Origin of the sequence: Duganella margarita, from assembly GCF_009857535.1 — a bacterium.
GTDB lineage: Bacteria > Pseudomonadota > Gammaproteobacteria > Burkholderiales > Burkholderiaceae_D > Rugamonas > Rugamonas margarita.
This window is the reverse complement of record NZ_WWCS01000009.1, coordinates 239,435-264,696: the sequence shown is the minus strand read 5'-3', so window position 1 is coordinate 264,696 and position 25,262 is coordinate 239,435. Positions and strand designations below refer to the sequence as shown.

At 65.0% G+C, this 25,262-nt stretch carries 23 protein-coding genes; 15 read left to right on the top strand and 8 right to left on the bottom strand.

Going from position 1 to position 25,262, the window contains the following annotated elements:
- On the top strand, positions 1–493 hold a 493-nt coding region (locus tag GTP55_RS16270), incomplete at its 5' end, for an Hpt domain-containing protein (RefSeq protein WP_161045905.1).
- Here the strand turns inward: GTP55_RS16270 and GTP55_RS16265 are convergent.
- Together GTP55_RS16265 and GTP55_RS16260 are read right to left on the bottom strand one after the other, a co-directional pair.
- Positions 471–1,880 carry a M16 family metallopeptidase gene (locus GTP55_RS16265; RefSeq protein WP_161045904.1) on the bottom strand — a complete coding sequence of 470 codons (1,410 nt, stop codon included), beginning with the start codon at positions 1,878–1,880 and terminating at the stop codon, positions 471–473. The two genes, GTP55_RS16270 and GTP55_RS16265, sit on opposite strands and share 23 nt — an antisense overlap.
- Positions 1,881–1,884: 4 nt before the next feature.
- Positions 1,885–3,216 carry a M16 family metallopeptidase gene (locus GTP55_RS16260; protein WP_161045903.1) on the bottom strand — a complete coding sequence of 444 codons (1,332 nt, stop codon included), beginning with the start codon at positions 3,214–3,216 and terminating at the stop codon, positions 1,885–1,887.
- Between the two features lie 107 nt (positions 3,217–3,323).
- On the opposite strand from GTP55_RS16260, the gene GTP55_RS16255 reads away from it, so the two are divergent.
- On the top strand, positions 3,324–3,803 hold the full coding sequence (locus GTP55_RS16255) for an acyl-CoA thioesterase (RefSeq protein ID WP_161045902.1): 480 nt from the start codon (positions 3,324–3,326) through the stop codon (positions 3,801–3,803).
- Between the two features lie 9 nt (positions 3,804–3,812).
- Positions 3,813–4,028: a lipid II flippase family protein gene (locus GTP55_RS16250; RefSeq protein WP_371868365.1), complete on the top strand. Its 216-nt coding sequence runs from the start codon at positions 3,813–3,815 to the stop codon at positions 4,026–4,028.
- A 456-nt stretch (positions 4,029–4,484) separates the two neighbouring features.
- Here GTP55_RS16250 and GTP55_RS16245 read toward each other — a convergent pair whose 3' ends face one another.
- Together GTP55_RS16245 and gudD are read right to left on the bottom strand one after the other, a co-directional pair.
- Positions 4,485–5,789 carry an MFS transporter gene (locus GTP55_RS16245; protein WP_161045901.1) on the bottom strand — a complete coding sequence of 435 codons (1,305 nt, stop codon included), beginning with the start codon at positions 5,787–5,789 and terminating at the stop codon, positions 4,485–4,487.
- A gap of 30 nt (positions 5,790–5,819) precedes the next feature.
- Positions 5,820–7,163, bottom strand: coding sequence for a glucarate dehydratase (gene gudD, locus GTP55_RS16240; protein WP_161045900.1), 1,344 nt, complete (start codon positions 7,161–7,163; stop codon positions 5,820–5,822).
- Between the two features lie 138 nt (positions 7,164–7,301).
- On the opposite strand from gudD, the gene GTP55_RS16235 reads away from it, so the two are divergent.
- Together GTP55_RS16235 and GTP55_RS16230 are read left to right on the top strand one after the other, a co-directional pair.
- Positions 7,302–8,339, top strand: a complete 1,038-nt coding sequence (locus tag GTP55_RS16235; protein ID WP_161045899.1) for a LacI family DNA-binding transcriptional regulator — start codon at positions 7,302–7,304, stop codon at positions 8,337–8,339.
- A 14-nt stretch (positions 8,340–8,353) separates the two neighbouring features.
- Positions 8,354–8,626, top strand: a complete 273-nt coding sequence (locus GTP55_RS16230; RefSeq protein ID WP_161045898.1) for a KTSC domain-containing protein — start codon at positions 8,354–8,356, stop codon at positions 8,624–8,626.
- Here GTP55_RS16230 and GTP55_RS16225 read toward each other — a convergent pair.
- Entirely contained in the window at positions 8,623–9,582 is a 960-nt protein-coding gene (locus tag GTP55_RS16225) for a hypothetical protein (RefSeq protein WP_161045897.1), read from the bottom strand. The two genes, GTP55_RS16230 and GTP55_RS16225, sit on opposite strands and share 4 nt — an antisense overlap.
- 118 nt (positions 9,583–9,700) lie before the next feature.
- On the opposite strand from GTP55_RS16225, the gene GTP55_RS16220 reads away from it, so the two are divergent.
- Entirely contained in the window at positions 9,701–10,276 is a 576-nt protein-coding gene (locus GTP55_RS16220) for an SET domain-containing protein (protein ID WP_161045896.1), read from the top strand.
- On the opposite strand, the gene GTP55_RS16215 is transcribed toward GTP55_RS16220, so the two are convergent.
- Complete coding sequence (locus GTP55_RS16215) at positions 10,200–13,046, bottom strand: bifunctional diguanylate cyclase/phosphodiesterase (RefSeq protein WP_161045895.1); 2,847 nt, start codon at positions 13,044–13,046, stop codon at positions 10,200–10,202. The genes GTP55_RS16220 and GTP55_RS16215 overlap by 77 nt on opposite strands.
- A gap of 105 nt (positions 13,047–13,151) precedes the next feature.
- Positions 13,152–13,928 carry a spermine/spermidine synthase domain-containing protein gene (locus GTP55_RS16210; protein WP_229257954.1) on the bottom strand — a complete coding sequence of 259 codons (777 nt, stop codon included), beginning with the start codon at positions 13,926–13,928 and terminating at the stop codon, positions 13,152–13,154.
- A 92-nt stretch (positions 13,929–14,020) separates the two neighbouring features.
- Here GTP55_RS16210 and GTP55_RS16205 point away from each other — a divergent pair, with 92 nt between their 5' ends.
- The 9 genes from GTP55_RS16205 to fdhD all read left to right on the top strand — a co-directional run bounded on the left by GTP55_RS16205 (position 14,021) and on the right by fdhD (position 23,184).
- Entirely contained in the window at positions 14,021–14,299 is a 279-nt protein-coding gene (locus tag GTP55_RS16205) for a hypothetical protein (protein ID WP_161045894.1), read from the top strand.
- A 26-nt stretch (positions 14,300–14,325) separates the two neighbouring features.
- Positions 14,326–15,489, top strand: a complete 1,164-nt coding sequence (locus GTP55_RS16200) for a GGDEF domain-containing protein (protein ID WP_161045893.1) — start codon at positions 14,326–14,328, stop codon at positions 15,487–15,489.
- Positions 15,490–15,566: 77 nt separating this feature from the next.
- Positions 15,567–17,021, top strand: a complete 1,455-nt coding sequence (locus GTP55_RS16195; protein ID WP_161045892.1) for a Ppx/GppA phosphatase family protein — start codon at positions 15,567–15,569, stop codon at positions 17,019–17,021.
- Between the two features lie 11 nt (positions 17,022–17,032).
- Positions 17,033–17,809: a substrate-binding periplasmic protein gene (locus tag GTP55_RS16190; protein ID WP_161045891.1), complete on the top strand. Its 777-nt coding sequence runs from the start codon at positions 17,033–17,035 to the stop codon at positions 17,807–17,809.
- Positions 17,754–20,456 carry an ATP-binding protein gene (locus GTP55_RS16185; RefSeq protein WP_371868363.1) on the top strand — a complete coding sequence of 901 codons (2,703 nt, stop codon included), beginning with the start codon at positions 17,754–17,756 and terminating at the stop codon, positions 20,454–20,456. The genes GTP55_RS16190 and GTP55_RS16185 overlap by 56 nt, the downstream gene beginning before the upstream one ends.
- Positions 20,453–20,827: a response regulator gene (locus GTP55_RS16180; protein WP_161045890.1), complete on the top strand. Its 375-nt coding sequence runs from the start codon at positions 20,453–20,455 to the stop codon at positions 20,825–20,827. The genes GTP55_RS16185 and GTP55_RS16180 overlap by 4 nt, the downstream gene beginning before the upstream one ends.
- 38 nt (positions 20,828–20,865) lie before the next feature.
- Positions 20,866–21,441 carry a hypothetical protein gene (locus tag GTP55_RS16175; protein ID WP_161045889.1) on the top strand — a complete coding sequence of 192 codons (576 nt, stop codon included), beginning with the start codon at positions 20,866–20,868 and terminating at the stop codon, positions 21,439–21,441.
- Between the two features lie 99 nt (positions 21,442–21,540).
- A complete protein-coding gene (locus GTP55_RS16170) occupies positions 21,541–22,317 on the top strand; it encodes a GNAT family N-acetyltransferase (protein ID WP_161045888.1) in 777 nt (258 codons plus the stop codon).
- A 57-nt stretch (positions 22,318–22,374) separates the two neighbouring features.
- Positions 22,375–23,184 (top strand): formate dehydrogenase accessory sulfurtransferase FdhD, encoded by an 810-nt coding sequence (fdhD, locus tag GTP55_RS16165; RefSeq protein ID WP_161045887.1) that lies wholly within the window; start codon positions 22,375–22,377, stop codon positions 23,182–23,184.
- On the opposite strand, the gene GTP55_RS16160 is transcribed toward fdhD, so the two are convergent.
- Positions 23,181–25,214: a TonB-dependent receptor gene (locus tag GTP55_RS16160; RefSeq protein WP_161045886.1), complete on the bottom strand. Its 2,034-nt coding sequence runs from the start codon at positions 25,212–25,214 to the stop codon at positions 23,181–23,183. The two genes, fdhD and GTP55_RS16160, sit on opposite strands and share 4 nt — an antisense overlap.
- Positions 25,215–25,262: the final 48 nt, after the last annotated feature.

The following is a 25,262-nucleotide window of genomic DNA, read 5'->3' as shown; positions in this document are numbered from 1 at the left end:
CACCGCCGCCGCCGTCCATGCGCCGCACGTCGCCGGCGCTGCCAATGCGTCACGCACCGCCACCGTTGCCTCTGCGCCGGGCGCCGATGACGCCGCAACTGCGCTGCGGGCTGGCGGCGATGGCGCCGCTGCATCCGGGCCGCTGCCCGATGCCGGCCTGAACAGCGCTGCCGCGCTGAAGCGGCTGGGGGGCTTGGAGTCGGTCTATCTGATCGCGCTGCGCAGCTTCATCGCCGAGGCCGAGAAGCTGGCGGCGCAGCTGCAAACCGCACGCGAGGAGGAAAACTGCAACGCCGCCTTGCCGGCGCTGCACACGCTGAAAGGCCTGGCCGGCACGGTCGGCGCCGACCGCCTGGCGGCGCTGAGCCAGCAGGCCGAGCTCGCCCTCAAGGACGACGAGGCCGCCTGGGCGCCGCTGGAGCAGGTGTTGGACGCCTGCCCTGGCGTCGCCGGTGACATCGAACAGCTGCTTAGCGGAAGCCGTCCGCGCTGATCTCGATTTCGCTGACGTCGCCATAGGTCTTGGCGATGTCGCGAATCGCCTCCGCCTTGCCGACCAACACCGTTTGCAGCTGCTTGCGCGGGAAGTGCTTGTCGACCAGCGCCTTGGCCTTCTCCGGCGTCAGGCTGTCGACGTCGCGCGTGAAGTTGTCGATCTGCGCCCGGTCCACCCGGTTGGCGTACATATCGCCCAGCAGGCTGGCCAGCTGCTCGCTGGTTTCGTAGCGGGGCGGGAACTGGCCCTTCACATACGCCTTGGCCGACGCCAGCGTGGCGGCGTCGATTCCCTTGTCCCACAAGCGCTGGTAGGTCTTGTGCGCCAGCGCCAATGCCGCTTCGGTCTTCGGCAGCGCGGTGAAGCTGCTGATGGCGAAGGTGCCGGTCTGCGCCAGCGTGGCGAACTGGCTGTTGGCGCCATACGTCAGGCCGGAGTTGACGCGCAGCTCGTCGTTCAGCCACGAGGTGAAGCGCCCGCCCAGCACGGTGTTGACCACTTGCAGCTGCACGTAGTCCGGGTCGTTGCGGGCGATGCCGGCGCCGCCGATCAGGAAGGTGGTTTCGATCGCGTCCGGCTTGTTCACCAGCAGCACGCGCGCCTTGCTGGCCTGCACCTTGCCGTTGTCCTGCGCGGCTGGCGCCGGGCCGCTGGCCTTCCATGCGCCGAACAGGGATTCGATCTGCTGCCGCATCGCGGTCTTCTGGAAGTCGCCGACCACGATGATGGCGGCGTTGTCGGGACGGTAGTAGCGCTGGTAATAGCCCTGCACGTCGCCCTGCTTGAGCGCGGCCATGCTGCTGATGGTGCCGCTGGCCGGGATGCCGTACGGGCTGTCGCCGAACAGCATGGCGCGGTAGTAGGTCTGCACCACGTTGCGCGGCGCTTCCTTGGCCTGCTTGATGCCGTTGACCTTGCGCGCGCGCAATTTGGCCAGTTCGGCGTCGTCGAAGTTCGGCTGCTGGACGATTTCGGCGAACAGCGGCAGCAGCGCCGCCGTGTCGGCCTTGGCGAAGTTGGCTTGCACGGTGCTGGCCTCGGTGCCGGCGCCGCCGGCCAGGCGCGCGCCGCGGTAGTCGAAGGCCTGGTCGATGCTGGCCTTGTTGTGGGCGGCGGTGCCGAGCAGCAGGGCGTCGCCGGTCAGGTTGGACAGTCCGGGCTGCGCACCATCGTTGACGGCGCCGGCCTTGACCACGGCGCGCACCGAAATCAGCGGCACGTCGTGGCGCTCCATCAGGTACACGGTCAGGCCGTTCGGCAGGGTCACGGTGTCGAACTCGGGCAGGCGGAATTCGGCGGCGGCGTGGGCCGGCGCGGCCAGCAGGGCGGCGATGGCGGTGGCGATGGCGGCGCGCGCGACGCTGGCAGGCAGTGGTGTATTCATCGTATCAATCCTCCTTCGCAGCCAGCACGCCGACGGTGCGCTGCGATTTCTTCAGGTATTTGGCGGCGACGGCCTGGATGTCGGCCGGCGTCAGTTTTTCGTAAGCGGCGGGGGCATCGAACATCTTCTTGTAGTCGCCGAAGAAGACTTCGTAATTGCCCAGCTGCTGCGCCTTGCCGTTGATGGTTTCCTGCTCGCGGTACAGGTTGACCAGTTTCTGGTTCTTGACCTTTTGCAGTTCTTCGGCCGTCACGCCGTCCTTGACCAGCTTGTCGACTTCGGCCAGCAGGGCTTTTTCCAGCGCTGCCGGTTCCACCTTGGCGGCGGCCACGGCCGACAGGTACAGCAGGCCCGGATCGAAGCCGTCCAGGCTGTTGGCGCTGACCTGCGTCGCCAGTTGCTGCTCCACCAGCGCTTTATAGAGCCGCGAGGTCTTGCCGTCGGCCAGCAGGCTTTGCAGCACTTCCAGCGCGTAGTAGTCGGGATTGCCGGCCTGCGGGATCTTGTAGGCGATGGTCAGGTTGGCCGAGGTGGCCGATTCCTTGGTGACGAACACGCGCCGCTCGCCGGTCTGCGGCGGTTCGACGGTGCGCACCGCCGGCGGCAGCGCGCGCTTCGGAATGGCGCCGAAGTACCTGGTGGCCAGCTTCTTGACCTCGTCGGCCTTGACGTCGCCGACGATCACCGACACCGCGTTGTTCGGCGCGTAATAAGTGCGGAAGTAGGTTTCCAGGTCTTGCTGGGTCCAGGCCTTGATGTCGGACTCGTTGCCGATCACCGACCACGAATACGGGTGGGCCAGGAAGGCCACGCTGTTGACCTCTTCGCGCAGCAGGCGCATGTTGGAGTTCTCCAGCCCGGTGCTGCGCTCGGACAGCACCACGCCGCGCTCGCTGGCGACCATTTTCGGATCGATGCTCAGGTGGGCGATGCGGTCGCTTTCCAGCGTGAAGATGGTTTCCAGCGAGGTGGCCGGGAACCAGTCCTGGTACACGGTCAAATCGGTGCTGGTGTAGGCGTTGTTGGAACCGCCCTTGGCTTCCATGGTGCGGTCGAACATTTTCGGGCCGAAGTGCTTCGAGCCGTTGAACATCATGTGTTCAAAAAAGTGCGACAGGCCGGTGATGCCGGGCGCCTCATTGCGCGAGCCGACTTTCCAGAAGGTGTACATATTGGCGTTGGGGATGCCGTGCGATTCGAGCACGATGAACTTCATGCCGTTGGCCAGCGTGAAGGTCTGCACCTGGTCGGCGCTGACGGCGGCGTACGCGGTGGCAGTCGTGCCGATGGCGCCGATCGCCATGGCCAGGCTGGCCGCCAAAACTTTCCATTTCATGAGCGTTCCTTTTCAAGAGAAGCGCAAAGCATACAACTTTTCGACAACTATTTGCGAATGACAAGTTTAACGGCTAGCATGGAGTCAATGACAACAGGAGTGATGCAATGGAAAAACCGATGAACTGGGTGGAGCACGAACTGAGCATGACCGTGCTGATGACGCCCGATATGGCCAATTTCTCAGGCAACGTCCATGGCGGCACAATCCTCAAGTACCTGGATAGCGTGGCGTATGCGTGCGCCAGCCGCTATTCCGGCGCCTATGTGGTGACGCTGTCGGTGGATCAGGTGATGTTCCTGCAGCCGATCCACGTCGGCGAACTGGTGACCTTCCTGGCGTCGATCAATTACACCGGCAACACGTCGATGGAAGTCGGCATCCGCGTGGTGACGGAAAATATCCAGAAGCGGCTGGTGCGCCACGCCAACAGCTGCTACTTCACCATGGTCGCGGTGGACGAGCATCGCAAACCGGTCAAGGTGCCGGAACTGGTGCCGCAAACGGACGAGCAGAAGCAGCGCTGGGAACAGGCGCTCCTGCGCAAGCAGTCGCGCCAGATGGTGCACGGCAACCGCAAGAAATGACGCTGGTCAATCTTCGACGATGGTGCGGCGGTCATCATTGCCTTGTTCATCGATCCGCATATGTCGGGCATGACGGACGACGTCATCGAGGGGAAGGTGAGCGAGACGCAATTCCGGCGCGCCGTCGTATGGCTGGCCGGCAGCCGCTTGTCCGGCACCTTGCTGGCGCAACTGCTGCTGGTGCCGTCGGCACTGCTCATCACCCTCGTGGCCAAGGCCATTTGAGGATACTACCCCTACCTATTTTTCTCTCCCTCTAAAAACTCTAAAACCTCTAGAACGCTCTAAAACGCTAGATTTCGAACTATTTCGCTAGATTTCGCTCTAAAACAAATAGAGCTTTTAGAGGAAATAGAGTGATCTAGAGAGAATAGAGCGAGCAACACGCTATTTCTAGAGTGATTTCTAGCGTTATAGAGCGAAATAGAGCGTTCTAGAGAAAATAGACGTTTTAGAGGGAGAAAAAATGGACCACCCTGACCACCCGATTGGCGGCATGTACCTGCCGAGCAAAATCTTCATGGCCTTGACCGATCATCGCGGCTGGCCAACAGCAAGGGTTGCGGCAGCCGCAATGCCTCGCAAACCGTCTGGTTGCGTCTGCCCGGCGAAACGCGCTGGCAGCGAGCCGCCGACTGCCGGCGTCTGGCCGGCGCATAGCCCCGGCCAGCGTCGTCGGTCTTACTTGTTGCGGCGCGTGAGGAACACCAGGCCGGCGGCGATCACCGAGGCGGCGGCCAGCGCGTACAAGCCGCCCTGGATCGACCCGGTCTTCTGCTCCAGGTAGCCGAAGGTGGCCGGCGCGACGAAGCCGCCCAGATTGCCCAGCGAGTTGATCAGCGCGATCACCGCCGCCGCGATGCGGCTGTCCAGATAACCCTGCGGAATCGGCCAGAACAGCGACGACGCCGCCTTGAAGCCGATGCCGGCAAAGCAGATCGCCACGAACGCGAACACCGGGCCGCCGGTGGTGGAGGCGAACATGCCGCACGCCGCCACGATCAGCGCCACCGCCACCCATGCCTGCTGGTTGCGCCAGCGCTGCGCCAGTGTGGCAAACATATACATGGCGGCGATCGAGATAATCCACGGAATCGAGTTGAACAAGCCGATCTGGAATTCCGAGAAGTGGCCCATCTTCTTGATGATGCTCGGCAGCCAGAACGTTGCGCCGTAAATGGTCAGCTGGATCGCGAAGTAGATGAAGCAGAACAGCGCGATGCGCGCGTCCTTCAGCAGCGTGAACATGCTGGCGTGCTGCGGCTTTTTGGCGTCGCGCTCCTGCTTCTCGGCGGCGATGACGGTGGCCAGCGCGCTGCGCTCCTCGTTGCTGAGCCACTTGGCGTCCTCCGGCCGCGAGTCGAGGAAGAACCACACCACGAAGCACAGCGCCACCGACGCCAGCCCCTCGATGATGAACATCCACTGCCAGCCGTGGAAGCCGCCGCCGTCGATCGACAGCAGCGCCCCCGACAGCGGCCCGGACAGCACCGACGCCAGCGCCGAGCCGCTGAGGAAGATCGCCATCGCCTTGCCGCGCTCCTTGTTCGGCAGCCACTGGGTGAAGTAGTAGACCACGCCCGGGAAGAAGCCGGCCTCGGCCACGCCCAGCAAAAAGCGCATCACATAGAACGAGGTCTCGCCCTGCACAAACGCCATGCCGGTGGCGACGATGCCCCAGGTGGCCATGATGCGGGTCAGCCATGCCTTGGCGCCAAAGCGCTGTTGCAGGATGTTGGACGGCACCTCGAACAGCGCATAGGCGAGGAAGAACACGCCCGCGCCGAAGCCGAACGCGGCCGCGCCGATGCCGAGGTCTTTCTCCAGGTGCGAGCGGACAAAGCCGATGTTGACCCGGTCAATATAGTTGGCGATGAACATCACCACGAACAGCGGCAGGATGCGCCACTTGACCTTGCTGACGGCGGTGTCGAGGATGGTAGGGGCGGCCGCAACGCCGCCGGTGGTGCTGGCGATGGTAGTCATGTTGTCTCCTTGTGGTTCTTGTGGTTGTTCTTAGCGAACCATGCAAGGCATCTTGTTGTTGAACTTCCAGCCGGGGATCAGGAACTGCATCGCCACCGCATCGTCGCGCGCGCCCAGGCCCATGTTGTTGTACAGGTGGTGCGCCGCCTCGATCGCCTCCATGTCCAGCTCCACGCCAAGGCCGCCACGGGTCGGCACCTGCACCATGCCGCCTTCGATCTGCAGCGGATTTTTGGTCAGGTGCTGGCCGTCCTGCCAGATCCAGTGGGTGTCGATGGCGGTGATGTTGCCGGGCGCCGCCGCCGCCACATGGGTGAACATGGCCAGCGAAATGTCGAAGTGGTTGTTCGAATGCGAGCCCCAGGTCAGGCCCCACTCATGACACATCTGCGCCACCCGCACCGAGCCCTGCATGGTCCAGAAGTGCGGATCGGCCAGCGGAATGTCGACCGATTGCAGCTGGATCGCGTGGCGCATCTCGCGCCAGTCGGTGGCCACCATATTGGTGGCGGTCAGCAGGCCGGTGGCGCGGCGGAACTCGGCCATCACCTCGCGCCCCGAATAACCGTTCTCGGCGCCGCACGGGTCTTCGGCGTAGGCCAGCACATCGCCCTGGTCGCGGCACAGGCGGATCGCATCCTTCAGCAGCCAGCCGCCGTTCGGGTCGAGCGTCACGCGCGCCTGCGGGAAGCGCTCGTGCAGGGCGGTGACGGCCTCGATTTCCGCTTCGCCGGCGAACACGCCGCCTTTCAGTTTGAAGTCATTGAAACCGTAGCGCTCATACGCCGCCTCGGCCAGCCGCACCACGGCGTCCGGGGTCAGCGCCGCCTCGTTGCGCAGCCGGGTCCAGTTGTCGGACGCGTCGGCCGGCGTGGCGGCGTAGGGCAGGTCGGTGGCCTTGCGGTCGCCGATGTAGAACAGATAGCCCAGCATTTCCACCTCGCTGCGCTGCTGGCCCTCGCCCAGCAGGGCGGCCACCGGCACGTCGAGGAACTGGCCCAGCAGATCAAGCAGCGCCGCTTCCAGCGCCGTGACGGCGTGCACGGCGATGCGCAGGTCGAAGGTTTGCAGGCCGCGGCCGCCGGCGTCGCGGTCGGCGAAGGCGGCGCGCGCCGCGTTCAGGATGGCGTTATAGCTGCCGACCGGCTGGCCCACCACCAGCGGACGGGCGTCCTCCAGCGTCTGGCGGATCTTCTCGCCGCCCGGCACCTCGCCGGCGCCGGTGTTACCCAGGCTGTCGGTCAGGATGACGATGTTGCGCGTGAAATACGGGCCGTGGGCGCCGCTCAGGTTCAGCAGCATGCTGTCGTGGCCGGCCACGGGAATGACGCGCATGGCAACAATGCGGGGCGTGTCGGAAGGCTTGTGGGTCATGATGTCTCCATAAATGATTGCGCTGTCATCAGGATGGTAGCTCTGTGTTCCTTTAATTTCAAGGTAAACTTGAAACTGAAATGATTGAAAATGATGTATGATGCTACAATTTCATATCATTCCTTATCATCAACCGCCATGGACAACACCGAACTGCGCAGCCTGCGCACCCCCGAAGGCGAGCTCAGCGTCAGCGGCGCCACGCTGGTCGATGTGGCGCGGGTGGCCGGCGTGTCGCCGATCACCGTCTCGCGCGCGCTCAACCAGCCGCACCTGGTGCGGCCCAACACCGTGGCCAAGGTGCAGGCCGCCGTGGCGCAGACCGGCTACGTCAAAAACATGATGGCCGGCGCGCTGGCGTCGGCGCGCAGCCGGCTGGTGTCGCTGGTGCTGCCGACCATCTCGACGCCGATCTTCGCCGACATGGCCCAGGCCGCCAGCGACCACCTGACCGCCGCCGGCTACCAGGTCATGCTGGGGCTGTCGAGCTACGAAGCCTGGCGCGAGGAATTGCTGGTTGAGACCATCCTCAGCCGCCGGCCCGACGGCGTCATCCTGACCGGCTCGCTGCACACCGACAGCACGCGGCGCCGGCTGCAAGCCTCGCAGGTGCCGGTGGTGGAAACCTGGGACCTGACGCCGTCGCCGGTCGACATGATGGTCGGTTTCTCGCACGAAGAAGTGGGGCACGCGATCGCCCAGCACCTGCTGGCGCAAGGCTACCGCCGCATCGCCATCCTGGCGGTGCAGGACCCGCGCGCGGCGCGCCGCAACCAGGGCTTGCAGGCCGGGCTGGCCAAGCACGGCATCGAAGTGGCGGCGCTGCAGATCATGCCGCTGCCGTCGACCTTCGGGCTGGGGCGCGACGGCCTGGAGGCGCTGCTGGCGCGCTGTCCCGACATGGACGCCGTGGTGTGCAGTTCCGACACGCTGGCGCACGGCGTGCTGACCGAAGCCATCGCGCGCGGCCTGTCGGTGCCCCGGCAACTGGCGGTGGTCGGCTTTGGCGACCTCAATTTTGCCGCGCGCACCTATCCGCCGCTATCGACTGTCCGCGTCGATGGGGCTAATATCGGACGTATGGCAGCGCAAGCGATCCTGGACCGGGTGGACGGCAAGGCGGTGGCCCGCCTGAACGACACTGGGTTCGAGCTGATCCAGCGCGGCAGCACCTAACCAAGGAGGCCGGCATGGAAATGAAGCGCATCAACGCGGGTAAATTGCGGGCTATCGGGTATGACGCGCGCGACAAACTGTTGCGGGTGGAGTTTGACGACGGCAGCGCCATGGACTATAGCGGCGTCGGCAATGAGGTGTGGCGCAAGCTGTCGACGTCGGGCGCGGCGTGGAGCTACTACCGCGACAATATCGAAGAAGAATATACGGGGCGGCGCGGCGTGGTGCGCAAACCCACCACCCGCGCCGACCTCGAAGACCTGTTCAAGCCGCCGTCGGACAGTTAGCGGCGGCGGGCGGCCGGGTCGTCGGTGCAGACATCGCGGAAATTGGACGGCCGGTCGCTGGCACTGTGCTCGGTAATGCAGGCCAGCGTGGTCTTCACCTGGCCCAGCCTGCGGTCCGGCGTGATGCTGCTGACCACATCCACCTCCGCGTAAAACGGCTTGCCCTTGACCGGCACCACCGTGTACGTCATGCGCACCGGCAGCCAGACGCCGCGCGAACTGTAGGACTTGGCCAGCTTAATCTCGCCGACGGCCCGCTTCAGCACCACCGGCGCGTTCCGCACGGTGCGTTCGGCCATCTGCTCGATGGTCTGGCGCGCCGCCGCCAGGTGCACCGAATCCGGCGCCGCCGGATTACAGCGCGCCTGATGCACATCCGCCACCCGCGCCTCGGCCTTGACCAGCGCCGCGCGCGCCTGTTCCACCCGCTCCGGCTGGTTCTGCAACTGCGCCGGCCAGCCGGCGAGCTCGGCATCGGCCTGCTCGATTTGCTCCGCCGCAGCACCACCGGCCGCCAGCGCCCGGTCCCGATACGGATCGGGCGTGGCGCGGTCCCATTCCAGCACTCGCTGCACCACCGCGCGCGCGCGCGCCGGATCGGCCTCGACCAGCGGCATGATCAGCGGCGCCTGCACCTGCTCGGTCAGCGCCATCAGCTCCGGCCGCCAGTCACGCTCGAACAGCAACTGGCGCGCCATGCGCAAGCGCATCGCCAGATACAAAAACGCCGCCTCATCCGCATGGCCGGCGTAGCGCTGATCGATGGCGGCCGAGATCAGCAGCGACGGCTCTTGCAGCGTCTGCGGCGAGCGCAGGATGCCGTCGGCCGCGCGCTGCACGATCTGCGCATCGCACGACGCCAGCTGCGCCTGCACCACGGCGGGAATCGTGGGGCTGCCGGCCTGGGCGGCACCCGCCAGACTCAAAAGGGAGAGGGCGATCAGGGTTTTTTTCATGGGCCGTAGCCTAACAGCGAGAGGGCCGCGCAATATTCACGCATTCTCACCGTGATTCCAATTGAATCCTGCCAGACGCTGTGGTTTAATCAAACGATTCCCGCTCTTCGTGACCACCATGACCGACGCCAGTCTCCAGTCCGCTTCAGCCCCGCAACCTGCCTGCCGCGTCGAGCGCTCCCCGGTGCACGGCAACGGCGTGTTCGCCACCCGCGACATCCTCCCCGGCGAACGCGTGATCCAGTACGCCGGCCGCGAAATCAGCTGGGACGAAGCGCAGGCGCGGGCCGCCGCGCAAGGCGGGCCGCACAACCACACCTTCTTCTTCAGCCTGGCCAACGGCAACGTCATCGACGGCGGCGACGCCGGCAACGACGCCCGCTTCATCAACCATTCCTGCGAGCCCAACTGCGAGGCCATCGAGGAAGAAGACGGCACCATCTTTATCTACGCGCTGCACGCCATCCTGCAGGACGAGGAACTCAGCTATTCGTACCCGCTGATCTACGAAGGCCGCCACACGCCGGCCATCAAGCGCGCCTTTGCCTGCCGCTGCGGCGCCGCGCAGTGCAGCGGCACCATGCTGGCGCCCAAGCCGCGCCAGCGCAAGCCGAAGGCTAAGCCAGCGCCGGCTGCAGGCTTCGTCCCTGGCTTAACAGCACCTCAAAATCCGCCACCGGCAATGCCGGGCTGAAGTAATAACCCTGGATCTCGTCGCAGCCGTGGCGGCGCAGGTAGTCGAGCTGGGTGGCGGTCTCCACGCCTTCGGCGATCACGCGCAGCTTGAGGTTGTGCGCCAGCGCGATGATCGACACTACAATCGCCGCCTCGTCGCCCTCATGGATATCGCTGATGAACGAGCGGTCGATCTTCAGCACATCGATGGGGAAATGGCGCAGATAGGAAAAACTCGAATAGCCGGTGCCGAAATCGTCGATCGACAGCGCCACCCCCAGCAGCTTGAGTTTGTGCAGCAAGCCCACCGCCTGCGTCACATCGTGCATGAACAAGCCCTCGGTCAGCTCGATGTCGAGACAGGCCGGCGGCAGCCCGGTCTCGCGCAGCACCTCGGCGATCGACGCCACCAGCTGCGGTTCGCTGAACTGGCGCGGCGACAGATTGACGGCGATGCGCAGCGGCCCGTAGCCGGCATCCAGCCACATCCTGGCCTGCGCGCAGGCGGTGCGCATCACCCACGCGCCGATCTGCACGATCAACCCGGTCTCCTCGGCCAGGCCGATAAAGCGGTGCGGCGCCACCATGCCCAGCTCCGGATGCTGCCAGCGCAACAGCGCCTCCATGCCGACCACGCGGCCGCTCTGCACATCCACCTGCGGCTGGTAGTGCAGCACGAACTCCTGCCGCTCCAGCGCGCTGCGCAGCGCACTCTCGATGCGCAGCCGCTCGCGCGCCTCCTCGTTCATGGTCGGCTCGTAGAACTGGGTGTTGTTGCGGCCCAGCTTCTTGGCGCGGTACATGGCGATGTCGGCGTGCTCGATCAGGCGCTGGGCCGAGGTGCCGTCGGCGCCGTACACCGCCACGCCGATCGAACAGGTGACGAAGAACTCCTTGCCCTCCAACATCACCGGCTGCGTCACAGCGCGCATGATGCGCTGCGTCACGTCGACCGACAGCGCCTGCTCCGGATACTCGGTCAAAATCGCCACGAACTCGTCGCCCGACAGCCGCGCCACCGTGTCGCTGGTGCGCACGCTGTCCTGCAAGCGCACGGCGACCGTTTTCAATAGCTGGTCGCCGGCCTTGTGGCCCATGCTGTCGTTGACGAACTTGAAGCGGTCGAGGTCGATCAACAGGACCCACAGCGGCTTGCCGCTGCGGTTGGCGAACGCCACCGCCTGGTGCAGCCGGTCCTGCAGCAGCACCCGGTTGGGCAGGCCGGTCAGCACATCGTGGTGGGCGATGTGCTGGATGCGCTGCTCGGCCAGCTTGCGCTCGGTGATCTCGGTGCCGGTGCCGCGGTAGCCGCGGAACTGGCCCGTGCGGTCGAACACCGGTTCGCCGCTGGTATTGAACCAGTGGGTCTGGCCGTCCAGCCCGATCAGCGAATATTCCAGGTTGGAGAAGGGCAGGTGCGCCGCCAGCAGCGCCTTGTGCTCGCGGCCCTGGCGATTGTCCCACAGCGCCGGCTCGGCGTCCCAGCGGGTCTTGCCGAGGAACAGCTGCGGGTCCTGTTTGCCCTTGTCGAAAAAGCCGCCGGTAATATTGGTGAAGCGGAACTGCTCGTCCTGCTCCCAGTACCAGTCCGACGACAGCGCCAGCAGGCGGCGGAAACGGTGCTCGCTCTCCTGCAACGCCTCTTCGGTGCGCTTGCGGGCGGCGATGTCGTCGGCCAGCTGCTCGTTGCTCAGCTTGAGCGCGTGGGTGCGCTCGTCGACCAGCCGCTGCACCCGGATCGATCGCCGCGCCAGCGAATTGACGAAGGCCGCCGTCAGCAGCGAGAACAGCAGGCCGCCGAGCAGCGTCGACAGCGATCCGATATGGTGCGGCAGGAATGGGCGCGGCAGCGGCGTCACCTGCACATGCCACGACTTGCCGGCGGCGCTGAAGGTGCGCACATACGGCTCGCGGTAATCGAACGCCAGCCAGCGCTGCAGCGAGCGCGGCGCCGGCGCCTCGTCGCTGGTCTGGCCGCGCGCGTAGACCAGGTTGGCGGGGCGCATATCGTCGCCGATATACACTTGCAGCATCAGTTCGCTGTCGTCGAACAGGTCGGCCGCCAGCAGGATCTTCTGCACCAGGTCGGCCGAGCGGATCACGGCGCTGGTGTTGCCGATCCAGGCCGCGCGCCGCTGCGCCACCGTGCCCAGTTCGGCGCCGGCGCGGTAGACCGGCATCATCATCACAAAGCCTTGCTGCTGGGCGCGCTCCTGCGCCAGCCGCAGCAGCGGCGTGGTGCGCACCTGGCCGCTGTCGACCGCCTCGCCGATGGCGCGCGCTATCACCGGCAGCGACGCCACGTCCAGCCCGAAGGCGGCCTCGTTGCCTTCCAGCGGCTCCAGGTAATCGACGATGACATGCTGCGCGCGCGGCGCCAGCGGCTGGTTGTTGGCGTCATGCAGCTGGTAGCCGGGGAAGCGCGCCTGCATCGCGGCCTGGTAGCCGCGCGCCCCGGCGTCGTCCAGCACGCGGTGGAAATTGAATGCTTGCACGAACGGATAGCGTTCCAGCAGCGGCCGCGTAAAACTGGCGAACTGCTCGCGGTCGACCACGCCGACCGACTTGAACAGGCCGTTGAGGATGGTGACCAGCTCCAGCGTATCGTCCATGCCACGGCGGATCGCCGCCGCCCGCATGTGGCCGCGCTGCTGGTAGCTCAGCTCCATCTTGCTGTATTCGAGCGCGCTGACGGCCACGAACAGCAGGCCGGTCACGGCGCAGCCGGTCAACAGGGTCAGGATGGCCGCCAGCGAGATCCGGGCGGACTTGCGGGAAGACGACGGCATGGCGCGCTTTCCAGATGACAGCATGGCTCGGCGCGGGCGGGGACGGGGACCGCAGGATTGCTAGCTAGTGTGTCACAAAAAATGCCATGCGGACAGACTGCTGTGTTAAATAACCACGCCGCCGGTGCGTTCGGCGCGCCGCCGCCGCCGCCGCAGTTGCAGCACCACCCAGTGCGCCAGCAGCCAGTTCAGCAGCGGCAGCCGCAGGCCGCCGTGGCGCGCCACGCGCTGCTGCATGGCCAGCGCCGGCGACGGCGCGCCGCCCTTGACGCCGAACACGATGCGGTTGTTGCCGGCGATGCCGGTGAAGGCGCAGAGGCGGCCCTGGAACGCCCGCCGCAGCCGCTTCAGCATGGCCGGATAGTGCGGATCGTAGCTGAACAGATTGGCCACCAGCACGCCGCCGGGCCGCAGCGCGCGCTGGCAGTCGGCGTAAAAGCTGGCGCTGCCGAGCGCCGGCGGCAGGCCGTCGGCGTCGAAACCGTCGACCAGCAGCACATCGGCGCTGCGCGCCAGCGCCGGCATGTAGTCGGCCGCGTCGGCCTGGATCACGCGCAAGCGGGCGTCGTCGCGCGGGATGGCGAACTGGTCGCGCAGCGCGATCACGGCCGGATCGAGCTCCAGCACCGTGATGCGCGCCTGCGGCAAATAGCGGTAGCAGAACTTGGCCAGCGAGCCGCCGCCCAGCCCGACCATGACGATGTGCTGCGGCTGCGGCTGGAACAGCACAAAGCACATCATGGCGCGGTTATAGCTGAGCACCAGCTGGTCCGGGCGCGACAGGCGCATCTCGCTTTGCACCATGCCGGGCGCGAATTCCAGCCGGCGCGTGTTGCCAACGGTGAGCACTTGCGGCGACGGGCGGCGGGCGGGCGAGGTCAAGTTGTCCGGGAATGTGGATTTACGTAGGGAATCATAGTAGCATGGCGTTAGCACGGGCCAGCCCCTCGGCGGCCGACTTGGAGAGAGAGACGATGTTTTTAGACCACCCTACGCTTACCGCCACCAACAGCTTCACCGAGCCGGACCGCCTGGAGCGCCTGTGCCGCGTCTACGGCTACGCGGCGGCGCTGGCCGACCTGGCCGGCAAGCCGACCTTTATTGAAGAAAAAGTCAGCCAGTTGCACGACCACAAGGGCACCTTGATCGTGTTCTGGCACGACAGCCCGACCGAAGACGAAAAAGCCTTCTTCACCCAGGCCTGGTCCAGCAAGATGGGCGACGGCAGCACCAACGTCGAACACGAGGTCTGAGGCGCTGGGACTGAGCGGCTGCGGTCATGGATATCAAAACCCTGGTATTGGCGCTGGCACTGGGCAATCTGAGCCTGTGCGCAGCGCTGTTCTTTTTTGAGGCCGGCGCGCGCCGCAGCGGCCAGACCGCGCGCATTCACGCCACCTGGATGTGGGCCAAGCAATGCCAGGCGCTGGCCTGGTTCCTGTTGTATTTCCGCGGCGAGCTGCCCGATTTCCTGACCATCCCGGTGGCCAACGGCATTTTGTTCGCCGGCTTTGCGCTGGACGCCTCGGCGTTGTGGGAGCAGGCCGGCCGCCGCGTGTGGCGCAAATACCTGGTGCCGGCGCTGGGCGCCGCCGTCGGCGTCTATGTCGCGGCCTGGCTGTTGCAACTGCCGGCCGGCGGCCGCATCGCCATCGGCTCGGCGGTGACGGCCGTGTTCTTCCTGGCCGGCGCCGCCGCGCTGGGCCGCGGCTGGCGCAGCGGCACCGTGCTGCGGCGCTACCTGGTGGTGCTGATGCTGGCGCTGAGCGCCGCCGTACTGGCGCGCGGCCTGCTGTCGCTGCCGGCGCTGACGGCCGACGGCCTCAATCCAGTGGCGGTGCAGTCGGCCGGCATCGCCGCGCTGTATCTGATGATGCTGGGCAATGCCTTCGGCTACCTGCTGCTGGTGCGCGAGCACGAGCATGGCGAACTGGCGCGGCTGGAAGTGGTCGACGCGCTGACCGACGTGCCGAACCGGCGCGGCTTCTACACCGCGCTGACGCCGTGGATCGCGCTGGCGCGCCGTCCCGGCATGCCGACCGCGCTGATTATCCTGAATCTGGACCAGTTCAAGCGCGTCAACGACAGCTACGGCCACTCGGCCGGCGACATGGTGCTGAAAGCCATGGTCGACGTCTGCAAGAAGCAGCTGCGCGATTCCGATCAGATGGGCCGCCTGGGCGGCGCCGAATTCGCCATCCTGCTGCCGCGCACCTCGGCCGAAGACGCCGGCATGGTGGCCGAGCGCATCCGCCAGGCCATCGCCGCGCTGCCGGTCAAGGCGGAAAAGGCCATCATCAACATGACGGCCAGCCTGGGCGTGACCACCATCCGCGCCGAAGACAGCACCGTGAGCCTGTTCAAGCGCGCCGACGAGGCGCTGCAGGCGGCCAAACAGGCAGGCCGCAACCGCGTGGCCGAGGCGCCGGCCGCGATTCTGTAGTGCGGCGTCATCAAGGTGTCACAAAGTAGGCCTATCGTGCTTATAATGGTATAAATCGTTTATTTTGATTCCTTTATATGTACGCTGCCGTCGACCTGGGTTCCAATAGTTTTCGCCTCCACATCGGCAAGCACGATGGGGAGGCCATCCGCGTACTGAAAAGCGTGCGCGAGCCGATCCGCCTGGCCGCAGGGCTGGACAGCCAGGGCAACCTGACCCCGGCCGCCATGCAGTCGGCCCTCAACTGCCTGAAAAACTTCCGCATTGTGCTGGCGGCCTACAAGCTCGATGCGGTGCGGGTGGTGGCCACATCGGCGATGCGGGTGGCGCGCAACGCCGCCGCCTTCCTGCCGGAAGCCGAACTGGCGATCGGCTATCCGATCGAAATCATCTCCGGCGAAGAAGAGGGGCGCCTGATCTATATGGGCGTGGCGCACGCGGTGGCGCTGCCCGGCGAGCGCCGGCTGGTGATCGACATCGGCGGCGGCTCCACCGAATTGATCCTCGGTCGCGGTCCGGAAATCGAACGGGTCGAATCGTTCAGCGTCGGCACCGTCAAGCAAAGCCTGTCGTTCTTCATCGGCGGCCGTGTCGATGGCCCGTCGTTCGAAGCGGCCATCCTGTCGGCGCGCAGCCACTTCGAGGACGCCGCGCCGCCGTATCACCCGCAGTTCTGGAAGCAGTGCTACGGCTCATCGGGCACCGCGCGCACCATCGCCGACATCATCGTCAAGAATGGCCTGGGACGCGAAGTCAACGCCCAGTCGCTGGAAGCGCTGAAACAGCGCTTCATCGAATTTGGCCACGTCGGCAGGATCGACATGCCGGGCCTGAAGGCGGACCGCGCTTCCACCATCATCGGCGGGCTGGCGATCCTGATTGGCCTGGTGCGCGAGCTGGACATCCCGGTGGTGCTGCCAATCGAGGCCGGCCTGCGCATGGGCGTGATGTGGGACCTGCACCTGCGCTCGACCAAGCGTGACCGCCGCGAACAATCGGTGCAGGCCTGCGTCCAGCGCTTCCACGTTGACGAACGCCGCGCCAACCGGGTGGCGGTCGACTCGCTGGCGCTGTACGCCCAGACCAAACCGGCATCCGACCAATACAGCCGGCTGCTGTACTGGAGCGCGCTGCTGCACGAAATGGGCATGGTGGTGTCGCATACCGGCTACCACAAGCACGCCGCCTACATCATCGAAAACGCCGACTTGCCCGGCTTTACCGCCCGTGAACAGCGCACCATGAGCTGCTTGATCGTGTCCCACAAGGGCAACCTGCGCAAGGTGGGCGAGGCGCTGACCGAGACCGACTTCGCCAAGGCCATCGTGGCGTTCCGGCTGGCGGTGCTGTTCATGCACTCGCGCATAGACCTCGACTTCACCCAGATCAAGTTGCGTTTTAAAAGCCGCATCGAGCTGGAAATCCGGCGCGAATGGGTGGCCGAGCATCCCACGCTGTCCTACTGGCTGGAGAAGGAACAGGAACAGTGGGATGAAGTGGGTGTAGACTTCCTGATCCGCACCACTGGCTAAACGGAGGCCCCATGCACGACAAGGTCCTACGGTATTGCGCTTGCATGCTGCTGGTCTTGTCGTCCCTGGCGACGGCCGGCGAAACCGTCACGCTCTGCTATGAGTCGCAGGATGTGCGGCCGTGGCGCACCGAAAAAGGCGACGGTCTCAATTTCGCGCTGCTGAAAATCGTCGGCCAGCGGCTCGACATCCGCTTCAACTTCCAGAGCATCCCTTGGAAACGCTGCCTGGCGCAGCTCAAGGCCAATACGGTCGATGGCGCATTCGCGGTCAGCTACAAGCAGGACCGGCGAGAATTGGGCGAATACCCGGGCGGCGACCAGCCCGACGCCAGCAAGCGGATGCACACCGACACTTACGTGCTGTTGCGCCGCAAGGGCAGCAAGGTAAGCTGGGATGGCAAGCATTTCAGCAACCTGGATGGCGCCATCGGCTTCCAGCTCGGCTACTCGGTGGGCGAAGTGCTGCGCGCGCAGAACCTGGAAGTGGACGAGGGCAGCCAGCGCGCCGACGAACTGGCGCGCAAACTGATCGCCGGGCGGCTGGCGGCAGCCGCCATGGGCGGCAGCGACGCCGCCAACCTGATGCAAGGCCCGCTGGGCGTCCAGCTGGAGCAGCTACCGGTCCCCCTCATCGAAAAGCCGTACTTCCTGATCCTGTCGCACGCGCTGGTGGCGACCCGGCCGCAACTGGCGGCGCGCATCTGGGATGCGATCGAGGAAGCCCGCAACAGTGCCGCCTACAAAAAGCAGGCGGCGGAAGGCGTGCATCAAGGAGCGCGTCATTAAGCGCCCGCTGGCCGACGGCGGCGGTCCGCTGACGCAGCTGCGGCTGGCGTGGCGGCGCAACATCCTGCTGCGCCTCGGCTTCGGTATCTTCGTCGCGGTGGCGCTGTCCACCGCCATCTACACCACCTACGTGATGCAAACCTTGCGCAGCGAGGCCGAACAGAACCTGCACGAACGCGCCGAACGGCTGGCGGCGGTGCTGTCGCAGGCGCTGGCACGGCCGCTGTTCGACATCAACAGCGCGGCCGTGAGCAGCGTGGTGGATGCCTCCGGCGCGACGCCGGAAGTGCTGGTGCTGCGGGTGCTGGCGCCGGGCGGCGCGGAACTGGCCAGCTACGTGTCGCCGCTGAAGGAGCCGGTGGCCTCGATCCGCGTGCATCGCGATATCCGCTTCAGCGACCTGCGGCGCAGCTATCCGGTCGGCGCGATTGAACTGGTGTACTCGCGCCAGCAGATGGACAGCGACTTGCAGCGCCAGATGTTCAACACGGTGGCGGCCAACCTGCTGCTGGCGGTGGCGATCGTGCTGTCGATCTTCATCGTCGGCCGGCGCGCGGCACGGCCGTTCGCCGACATCCGGGCCGGCCTGGAAAAGCTGACGCGCGGCGAAACCGATATCAAGCTGTCCGGCGTTGGCAGGGAAGACCAGGTGGGCCGGCTGTCGGACGCAGTGCTGCGCTTCCGCGACACGCTGACGCGGCTGCGCGACGCCGAGCGCGAACTGCGCGACTTGAACGCGGAACTGGAACAGCGCATCGGCGCCCGCACGGCGGAACTGTCGCACAGCATGCAGCAGGCGCGCGACAGCCAGGCCAAGTTGCAGACCATCGTCGACACGGCGCTGGATGCGGTGGTGCGGATGGACCTGGAAGGCCGCATCGTCGGCTGGAACCGGCAGGCGGAGATCATCTTCGGCTGGTCGCGTGACGAGGCGCTGGGGATGGCGCTGGAAAAAACCATCATGCCGCCGCGTTTCCGCTACGAGCACCGGCGCGGCATGCAGCGCTATATGAACGGCACCAGCAGCGGCGTAATGAATACCCGCATCGAGGTCTACGCGCTGCGCCGCAGCGGCGAGGAATTCCCGATCGAGCTGGCGATCACGCAGGTCAAGACCGAGGAGCGCGACAGCTATGAATTCTGCGCCTTCATCCGCGACATCAGCGAACGGCGCGAGCGTGAACAGAAGCTGGTGACGGCCAATGTCATGGCGGAGGCGGCGAACATCGCCAAGTCCGAATTCCTGGCCAATATGAGCCACGAAATCCGCACGCCGATGAGCGCCGTGATCGGCATGGCCTACCTGGCGCTGCGCACCGAACTGACGCCGCGCCAGCACGACTACGTCAGCAAGATGCACCGCGCGGCGCTGACGCTGCTGGGCATCATCAACGACATTCTGGACTTCTCCAAGATCGAGGCCGGGCGGCTGGAGGTGGAGGCGATTCCGTTTGCGCTGGAAGAGGTGCTGGCGAATGTGCACAGTGTTACGGCGCAGCGCGCGGCCGACAAGCAGCTGACCTATGTGACCGAGACGGCGCCGGGCGTGCCGCGCTATCTGGAGGGCGACCCGCTGCGTCTCGGACAGGTGTTGATCAATCTGGTCAACAACGCCGTCAAGTTTACGCGGGAGGGCGGGTTGGAACTGCGCTGTCAACTGGAGGGCGGGGAAGCCGACGGCAAGGTGGTGCTGCGCTTCAGCGTGCGCGACACCGGCATCGGCATGACGCCGCAGCAGAAATCGCGGCTGTTCCGCGCCTTCAGCCAGGCCAACGGCTCCACCACGCGGCAGTATGGCGGCACCGGGCTTGGGCTGTCGATTTCGCAGCAGCTGGTGCGGCTGATGGGCGGGAATATCGACGTGCACAGCGAGATCGATCAAGGATCGACCTTCCAGTTTGATTTGCCGTTTGCGCTGTCCGACGCGGCGGCGTTGTCGGTGCAGGCGGCCGTGCACCACGGCGTGAACGGCGACGCTAAGCCGGACGCGCCGTCGCAGCGCAAGGCGCGCGTGCTGCTGGCAGAGGATAGCCTGGACAACCAGGATGTCACGCGCGAGTTGCTGGAGCTGCAAGGGTTGATAGTGGAGGTGGTGGACAACGGCCGCGAGGCGGTCGACCGGCTGATGGCGTCCGACCCGCGCAGTTTCGACCTGGTGCTGATGGACCTCGGCATGCCGGTGATGGATGGCCACCAAGCCACCCGCCTGCTGCGCGCCGATGCGCGCTTCAGCGAACTGCCGATCATCGCCGTGACGTCGCATGCGGTGGCCGGCGTGCAGGCGCGCTGCCTGGAAGAGGGCATGCAGGACTACATCAGTAAACCGATTGATCCGCAGCGCTTGTACCGCGTGCTGTCACGCTGGCTGGGCATGCCGATGAACGCAATGCCGCCGCTGTCGCCATCGCCGCTGCCGGATGCCGCGGACGGTCCGGCGGCGGCGCGCAAGGCGCTGGAGGAGCTTTCGGCGCTGGTAGCGGAGTTCAGCGGCGACAGCGTGGACTATTTTGCGCGTTGCCGCCCGGTGTTGTCGACGGTGCTGTCGCCGCAGTTGATGGCGCGGCTGGACCAGCATATGGCGCAATATGAGTTTGAGGCCGCTGGCAAATTGCTAGCCGATGCCATCAACAATGGGGAGGCAACATGAATTCCATTCATCGTCCGACGGTGCTGATTGTGGACGACACACCCGACAATCTCATGCTGCTGTCCAACCTGTTGAAGGACAAGTACGCCACCAAGGTCGCCACCAATGGCACGACCGCCTTGCAGATTGTGGCGTCGTCCAAAGTAGACCTTATTCTGCTTGATATTATGATGCCGGAGATGGATGGCATCGAGACCTGTCGCCGGCTGAAAGCAGATCCGGCCGGTGCATTAATTCCAGTCGTGTTCCTGACCGCCAAGAGCTTGCAGGAAGACGAAGCGCTCGGTCGCAGCGTGGGTGCGGTAGACTTCCTGCGCAAGCCAGTGAATCCCGATTTGCTATTCGCGCGCGTGGCGGCGCATCTGAAATGATATATACTGTTTATATTGTTGAATAATATGGAGTGAATATGGCGACCAAACCAGCCACCAAGACCACCGTAACCAAACCTGTAGCAGTGAAGCCAGTCGCGCCGAAAGCAGCGGCCAAGCCTGTCGCCAAAGCGGCGGTCAAGCCAGCCGCCAAGCCGGCAGCCAAACCAGCTGCGCCGAAAGCCGCTGTAAAGCCAGCGCCGAAGGCAGCAGCGCCGAAGGCCGCCGCACCAAAGGCCGCCGCACCAAAGGCCGCCGCACCGAAAGCCGCCGCCAAGCCAGCCGCGCCGAAAGCCGCCCCGAAGGCCGGCGCTCCTAAAGCCGCCCCAAAGGCAGCCGCTCCTAAAGCTGCACCGAAGGCCGCCGCCGCGCCGGAAGCCAAAGTCAAAGCCAACAAGGAAAAGCTGGTACGCGACAGCTTCACCATGCCGGAAGCCGAATACGCAGTGCTGGGCCAGGTAAAAAAAGCCGCCCTGAAAGCCGGTTTTGAAGTCAAGAAGAGCGAATTGCTGCGCATCGGCGTGGCGCTGATCTCGCAGATCGACCTGGCGACGCTGAAAAACGTGCTGGGTGGCCTGCCGCAGCTGAAAACCGGCCGTCCAAAGAAAGCCTGATTAAAAAACAACAGGTCACGAAAATGACATTTTCTTGTCATTTTCCTGAAGTATTCGCTGGTTACGCTTGCTTCGTCTTCCACACAAAAGGGATGAAGCATGCAAACCTCGATCATACAAGCGGACGTTCGAGCATCGTCCGGTAAACTGCTACTCAGTATGGCAAGCACGCCGGAAGAACTGCGTGAAGTCCAGCGTTTGCGCTATAAAGTGTTCATCGAAACGATGGGCCTTAGCGCCCTGGTGCGCGCCGACGGCCTGGATAGCGACGAATTCGACGAACACTGCGACCACCTGATCGTGCGCGACGCCGATACCCTGATGGTGGTCGGCACCTACCGCCTGCTGAGCGCCAACCGCGCCCGCAAACTGGGCCGCCTGTATTCGGAAGGCGAGTTTGACCTGGGCCGCCTGAACAACATTCGCGGCCGCATCGTGGAAGCGGGCCGCGCCTGCATCCACCCGGATTACCGTGGCGGCAGCGTGATCATGCTGCTGTGGTCCGGCCTGGCCGAGTACATGCGCCGTGAAAACGCCGAATTCCTGGTCGGCTGCGCGAGCATCTCGCTGGCCGACGGCGGCCACAATGCGGTCGCTGTGTACCAGCAGCTGACGGCCAAGAGCCTGGCGCCGATTGAATACCGCGTTACGCCACACCTGCCATTCCCGTTCTCCAAGCTGGAAGCCGCGCAAAAGCCGCAAGTGCCGCCGCTGTTGAAAGGCTATATGCGTTCCGGCGCCTGGATTTGCGGCGAACCGGCCTGGGACCCTGATTTCGAAAGCGCCGACCTGTTCCTGCTGATGCCATTGGCGAACCTGGATTCGCGCTACGCCCGCCACTATGGCGTGGCCGACGCCCAACCTCTGGCAGCCTGACGCGCTTTTTCGGCCCCGTGTAAAATAAGCCGTTGTGCTTATTTTTGCGGGGCGGTCATGAAGTTGGATCTGGAGTCGAACAAAACGGGTTTTCAGGCGCGTCCGGTGCTGCGGCATCGCGGCAGCGACGCCGCCCGCACGACCGACAGCGTCATCGAGGAAGTCCCGGTGGCGCTGGTCTTCAATGGCATCTCGCATGCAGTCATGATGGTCACCCCGCGCGACCTCCAGCCATTCGCCATGGGCTTCGCCCTGACCGAAGGACTGGTCGCCAAAGCCGCCGACATTTTTGACATCGAAGTGCACGAACATGCGCGCAGCTTCGAGATCGACATCACCATCGCCAGCCAGGAATTCGTCCAACTCAAGCAGCAGCGCCGCTCGATGGCGGGCCGCAGCGGTTGCGGCGTGTGCGGCATCGAGAGCCTGGAGCTGCTGGACCTGCAACCGGAACGCATCGACGCCGCGCCGCTGCATGCTGAAGGCGCGCTGCAACCGGCGATTGCCACCGCCGCTGCGCAACTGGGCCAGTATCAGGAATTGATGCGCGCCACCGGCGGCGTGCACGCGGCGGCGTGGTGCGACGCCCAAGGCAATGTGCTGCGCGTCTGCGAAGACGTTGGCCGTCACAATGCGCTCGATAAGCTGATCGGCCATCTGGCGCTGGACGGCGTGGACATGCGGCGCGGCTTCGTGTTCATGTCCAGCCGCGCCAGTTATGAACTGGTGCGCAAGGCGGCGCGCATGAATATTCCGATGCTGGCCACCATCTCCGCTCCGAGCACGCTGGCGATCGACATCGCCGCCGAAGCGGGCATCAAGCTGGTGAGCTTCTGCCGCCAGGACAACTGCGTCGAATACACCTAGTATTTTTTGACAAATCCCACATAGATGCGCCGCGCAACGAAGTGATCGAAGCCGCGCTGGCGGAAGGTGCTGGCGTCGGTGCTGTAAGTGCGCTTGCTGCCGTCGAAAATGTCGTTGGCGTTGACGGTCAGGCTGAGGGTCTTGTCGATCGCGTGCTTCCATACCAGATTAACGCTGCTGGTCGCGCCGTAGCGGCCCAGTGGCGTGATGCCGGCCGACTGCATGTGCGCGTCGAGCGACAGGTCGGCGTAGGCCGCCCGCAGGTTCACATAGGCCGAGACGCCTGTCTGGCGCACCATGTCGGCGAGATCGGGCGTATCGAGCATCACGTAGTAAATGCCGCCATCGGTCCCCAGCTTCAGTTGCCCATCCGGCTTCCATTCGAGCGATCCAGCAATGCCGCTCGATTGCGCGCGGCCACCGTTCTGTCGCGACGTGATCAGCACATTGTCGGCAAAGCTGCGCGCGTCGGTGACCGTATCCCGGCTGCTACGATAGAAGGCACTCAGGCTGCTGCTCAGTTGCGACACTTCCGCATTGACGCCGATTTCCCATGACGTCAGGCGCTGCGGCTGAAGGTGCGGATTGCCGCGGCTCAGATTCTGTGCATCGATGTAGGTGGTGTAAGGATTCAGATCGAGTGCGCTGGGTGCTTGCAGGCTGCGGCGATAGCTGAACGTCAGGTCGGTCTTGTCGCTGTAGGCGTAGCGCAGGTGCAGGCTGGGATTGATGGCGCGCCAGTGCTCTGTTTGCGCGGCCGGGCCGACGCGCAGCGCCATGCTTTCGGCGCGGGCGCCCAGCAGTGCTTCCCATTTTTCGTGCCGGATCATGTTTGTCACATACGCGGCGGCCAGCGTTGTTTTCACCTTGTAGGCGTTGGTGGTATTCAGGTCGGGCATTTCCGCTCCGGTGGCGGGATCGATGGCGGCCTGGTAGTTGGACAGGTCGTCCACCTTGTCTTGCAGGTCTACGCCAGCGCCCCATTGGCCGCGTTCCGACGGACGGCTCCAGTCCAGCGTGGCCTGCGTGAGACGCCGCGCCGAGCGCGTGGTGGCGCGGCTGTAGTCGGTCGCCAACGCCGGTGCGATGAAGATGTCGCGATACGATTTGTCGATCAGGGCCACGGTGTCGCTGTGCTGAAGCGTGGCTTTCAACGCCGAGCCGCTGTCCTGGCGGCTGTAACTGAGGCTGGCGTTGTTGTCGGACTGCTGGTTGGGGCCATTGGAGATGCGGTGATAGGTGGCGTCGCCCTCGTTGAGTACATCGAACAGTGGCCGCGAGCGGCGCGTGTTGCGCTGTGCCGACAGACTGAGACTCTCGGTTTCGCTCAGCGTGTAATCGGCGCCCAGTGTGGCGCTTTCAACGACGCGGTGGACGAATACCTCCGATGTTTGTCGCGTTTGTCCTCTTGCCCCGCTTAAGGGGTTATGCCACTCGACGGCGGACTCGCGCATCTTCTGCGTGCCGTCATGGCGCAACGCCACGCTGCCATGCAAGGTCAAAGCGCCACGAGTGATGTCGCCATCGGCGCCGTTATTCCACAAGCCCTGGTTGCTGGCGCTGCCGCGCAGTTGCACGTGGGCGCCGGGCTTGCGGTTGCGCTTCAAGACGATATTGACGATGGCGCCGCCGTTGGCGTTGTAGGCGGCGGACGGATTGGTGATCACTTCCACGCTGGCGATATCCGCGCCGCTCATGGTCTGCAAGGCCAGCGCCGTTTCCTCGCCGGCGCCGGACGTCATGGCGGTTGGCTTGCCGTTGACCAGCAGCGTCACTTGCGCATTGCCCCTGACCGCAATCTTGCCGTCAGCGGAGACCGAGAGTTCCGGCGTGGCCTGCAACACGTCCTGCGCGCTGCCGTTGGCGGCCTTCGGCTGGTTGGCCACATCGTAGACTGTCTTGTCGATCTCTTTGATGACCGCTTCCTTTTGCGCGGTCACCGTCACCGTTTGCGGCGGTGCTTCGTCCTGCTGCGCGTGCGCCACCATTGGCAGCGTAGCGATGACGAGTAGGAGTTGAGAAGAGTGCATGCAGGGAGTATAGAAGAGCGTGGCCGGCGGCGACAGCGCGGCCATCCC

What these genes read in the sequence shown, in the direction of transcription:
- GTP55_RS16265 (WP_161045904.1), bottom strand. Translation starts at nt 1,880, where the DNA reads ATGAATACACCACTGCCTGCCAGCGTCGCGCGCGCCGCCATCGCCACC.
- GTP55_RS16260 (WP_161045903.1), bottom strand. Translation starts at nt 3,216, where the DNA reads ATGAAATGGAAAGTTTTGGCGGCCAGCCTGGCCATGGCGATCGGCGCC.
- GTP55_RS16255 (WP_161045902.1), top strand. Translation starts at nt 3,324, where the DNA reads ATGGAAAAACCGATGAACTGGGTGGAGCACGAACTGAGCATGACCGTG.
- GTP55_RS16245 (WP_161045901.1), bottom strand. Translation starts at nt 5,789, where the DNA reads ATGACTACCATCGCCAGCACCACCGGCGGCGTTGCGGCCGCCCCTACC.
- gudD (WP_161045900.1), bottom strand. Translation starts at nt 7,163, where the DNA reads ATGACCCACAAGCCTTCCGACACGCCCCGCATTGTTGCCATGCGCGTC.
- GTP55_RS16235 (WP_161045899.1), top strand. Translation starts at nt 7,302, where the DNA reads ATGGACAACACCGAACTGCGCAGCCTGCGCACCCCCGAAGGCGAGCTC.
- GTP55_RS16230 (WP_161045898.1), top strand. Translation starts at nt 8,354, where the DNA reads ATGGAAATGAAGCGCATCAACGCGGGTAAATTGCGGGCTATCGGGTAT.
- GTP55_RS16225 (WP_161045897.1), bottom strand. Translation starts at nt 9,582, where the DNA reads ATGAAAAAAACCCTGATCGCCCTCTCCCTTTTGAGTCTGGCGGGTGCC.
- GTP55_RS16220 (WP_161045896.1), top strand. Translation starts at nt 9,701, where the DNA reads ATGACCGACGCCAGTCTCCAGTCCGCTTCAGCCCCGCAACCTGCCTGC.
- GTP55_RS16215 (WP_161045895.1), bottom strand. Translation starts at nt 13,046, where the DNA reads ATGCCGTCGTCTTCCCGCAAGTCCGCCCGGATCTCGCTGGCGGCCATC.
- GTP55_RS16205 (WP_161045894.1), top strand. Translation starts at nt 14,021, where the DNA reads ATGTTTTTAGACCACCCTACGCTTACCGCCACCAACAGCTTCACCGAG.
- GTP55_RS16200 (WP_161045893.1), top strand. Translation starts at nt 14,326, where the DNA reads ATGGATATCAAAACCCTGGTATTGGCGCTGGCACTGGGCAATCTGAGC.
- GTP55_RS16195 (WP_161045892.1), top strand. Translation starts at nt 15,567, where the DNA reads ATGTACGCTGCCGTCGACCTGGGTTCCAATAGTTTTCGCCTCCACATC.
- GTP55_RS16190 (WP_161045891.1), top strand. Translation starts at nt 17,033, where the DNA reads ATGCACGACAAGGTCCTACGGTATTGCGCTTGCATGCTGCTGGTCTTG.
- GTP55_RS16180 (WP_161045890.1), top strand. Translation starts at nt 20,453, where the DNA reads ATGAATTCCATTCATCGTCCGACGGTGCTGATTGTGGACGACACACCC.
- GTP55_RS16175 (WP_161045889.1), top strand. Translation starts at nt 20,866, where the DNA reads ATGGCGACCAAACCAGCCACCAAGACCACCGTAACCAAACCTGTAGCA.
- GTP55_RS16170 (WP_161045888.1), top strand. Translation starts at nt 21,541, where the DNA reads ATGCAAACCTCGATCATACAAGCGGACGTTCGAGCATCGTCCGGTAAA.
- fdhD (WP_161045887.1), top strand. Translation starts at nt 22,375, where the DNA reads ATGAAGTTGGATCTGGAGTCGAACAAAACGGGTTTTCAGGCGCGTCCG.
- GTP55_RS16160 (WP_161045886.1), bottom strand. Translation starts at nt 25,214, where the DNA reads ATGCACTCTTCTCAACTCCTACTCGTCATCGCTACGCTGCCAATGGTG.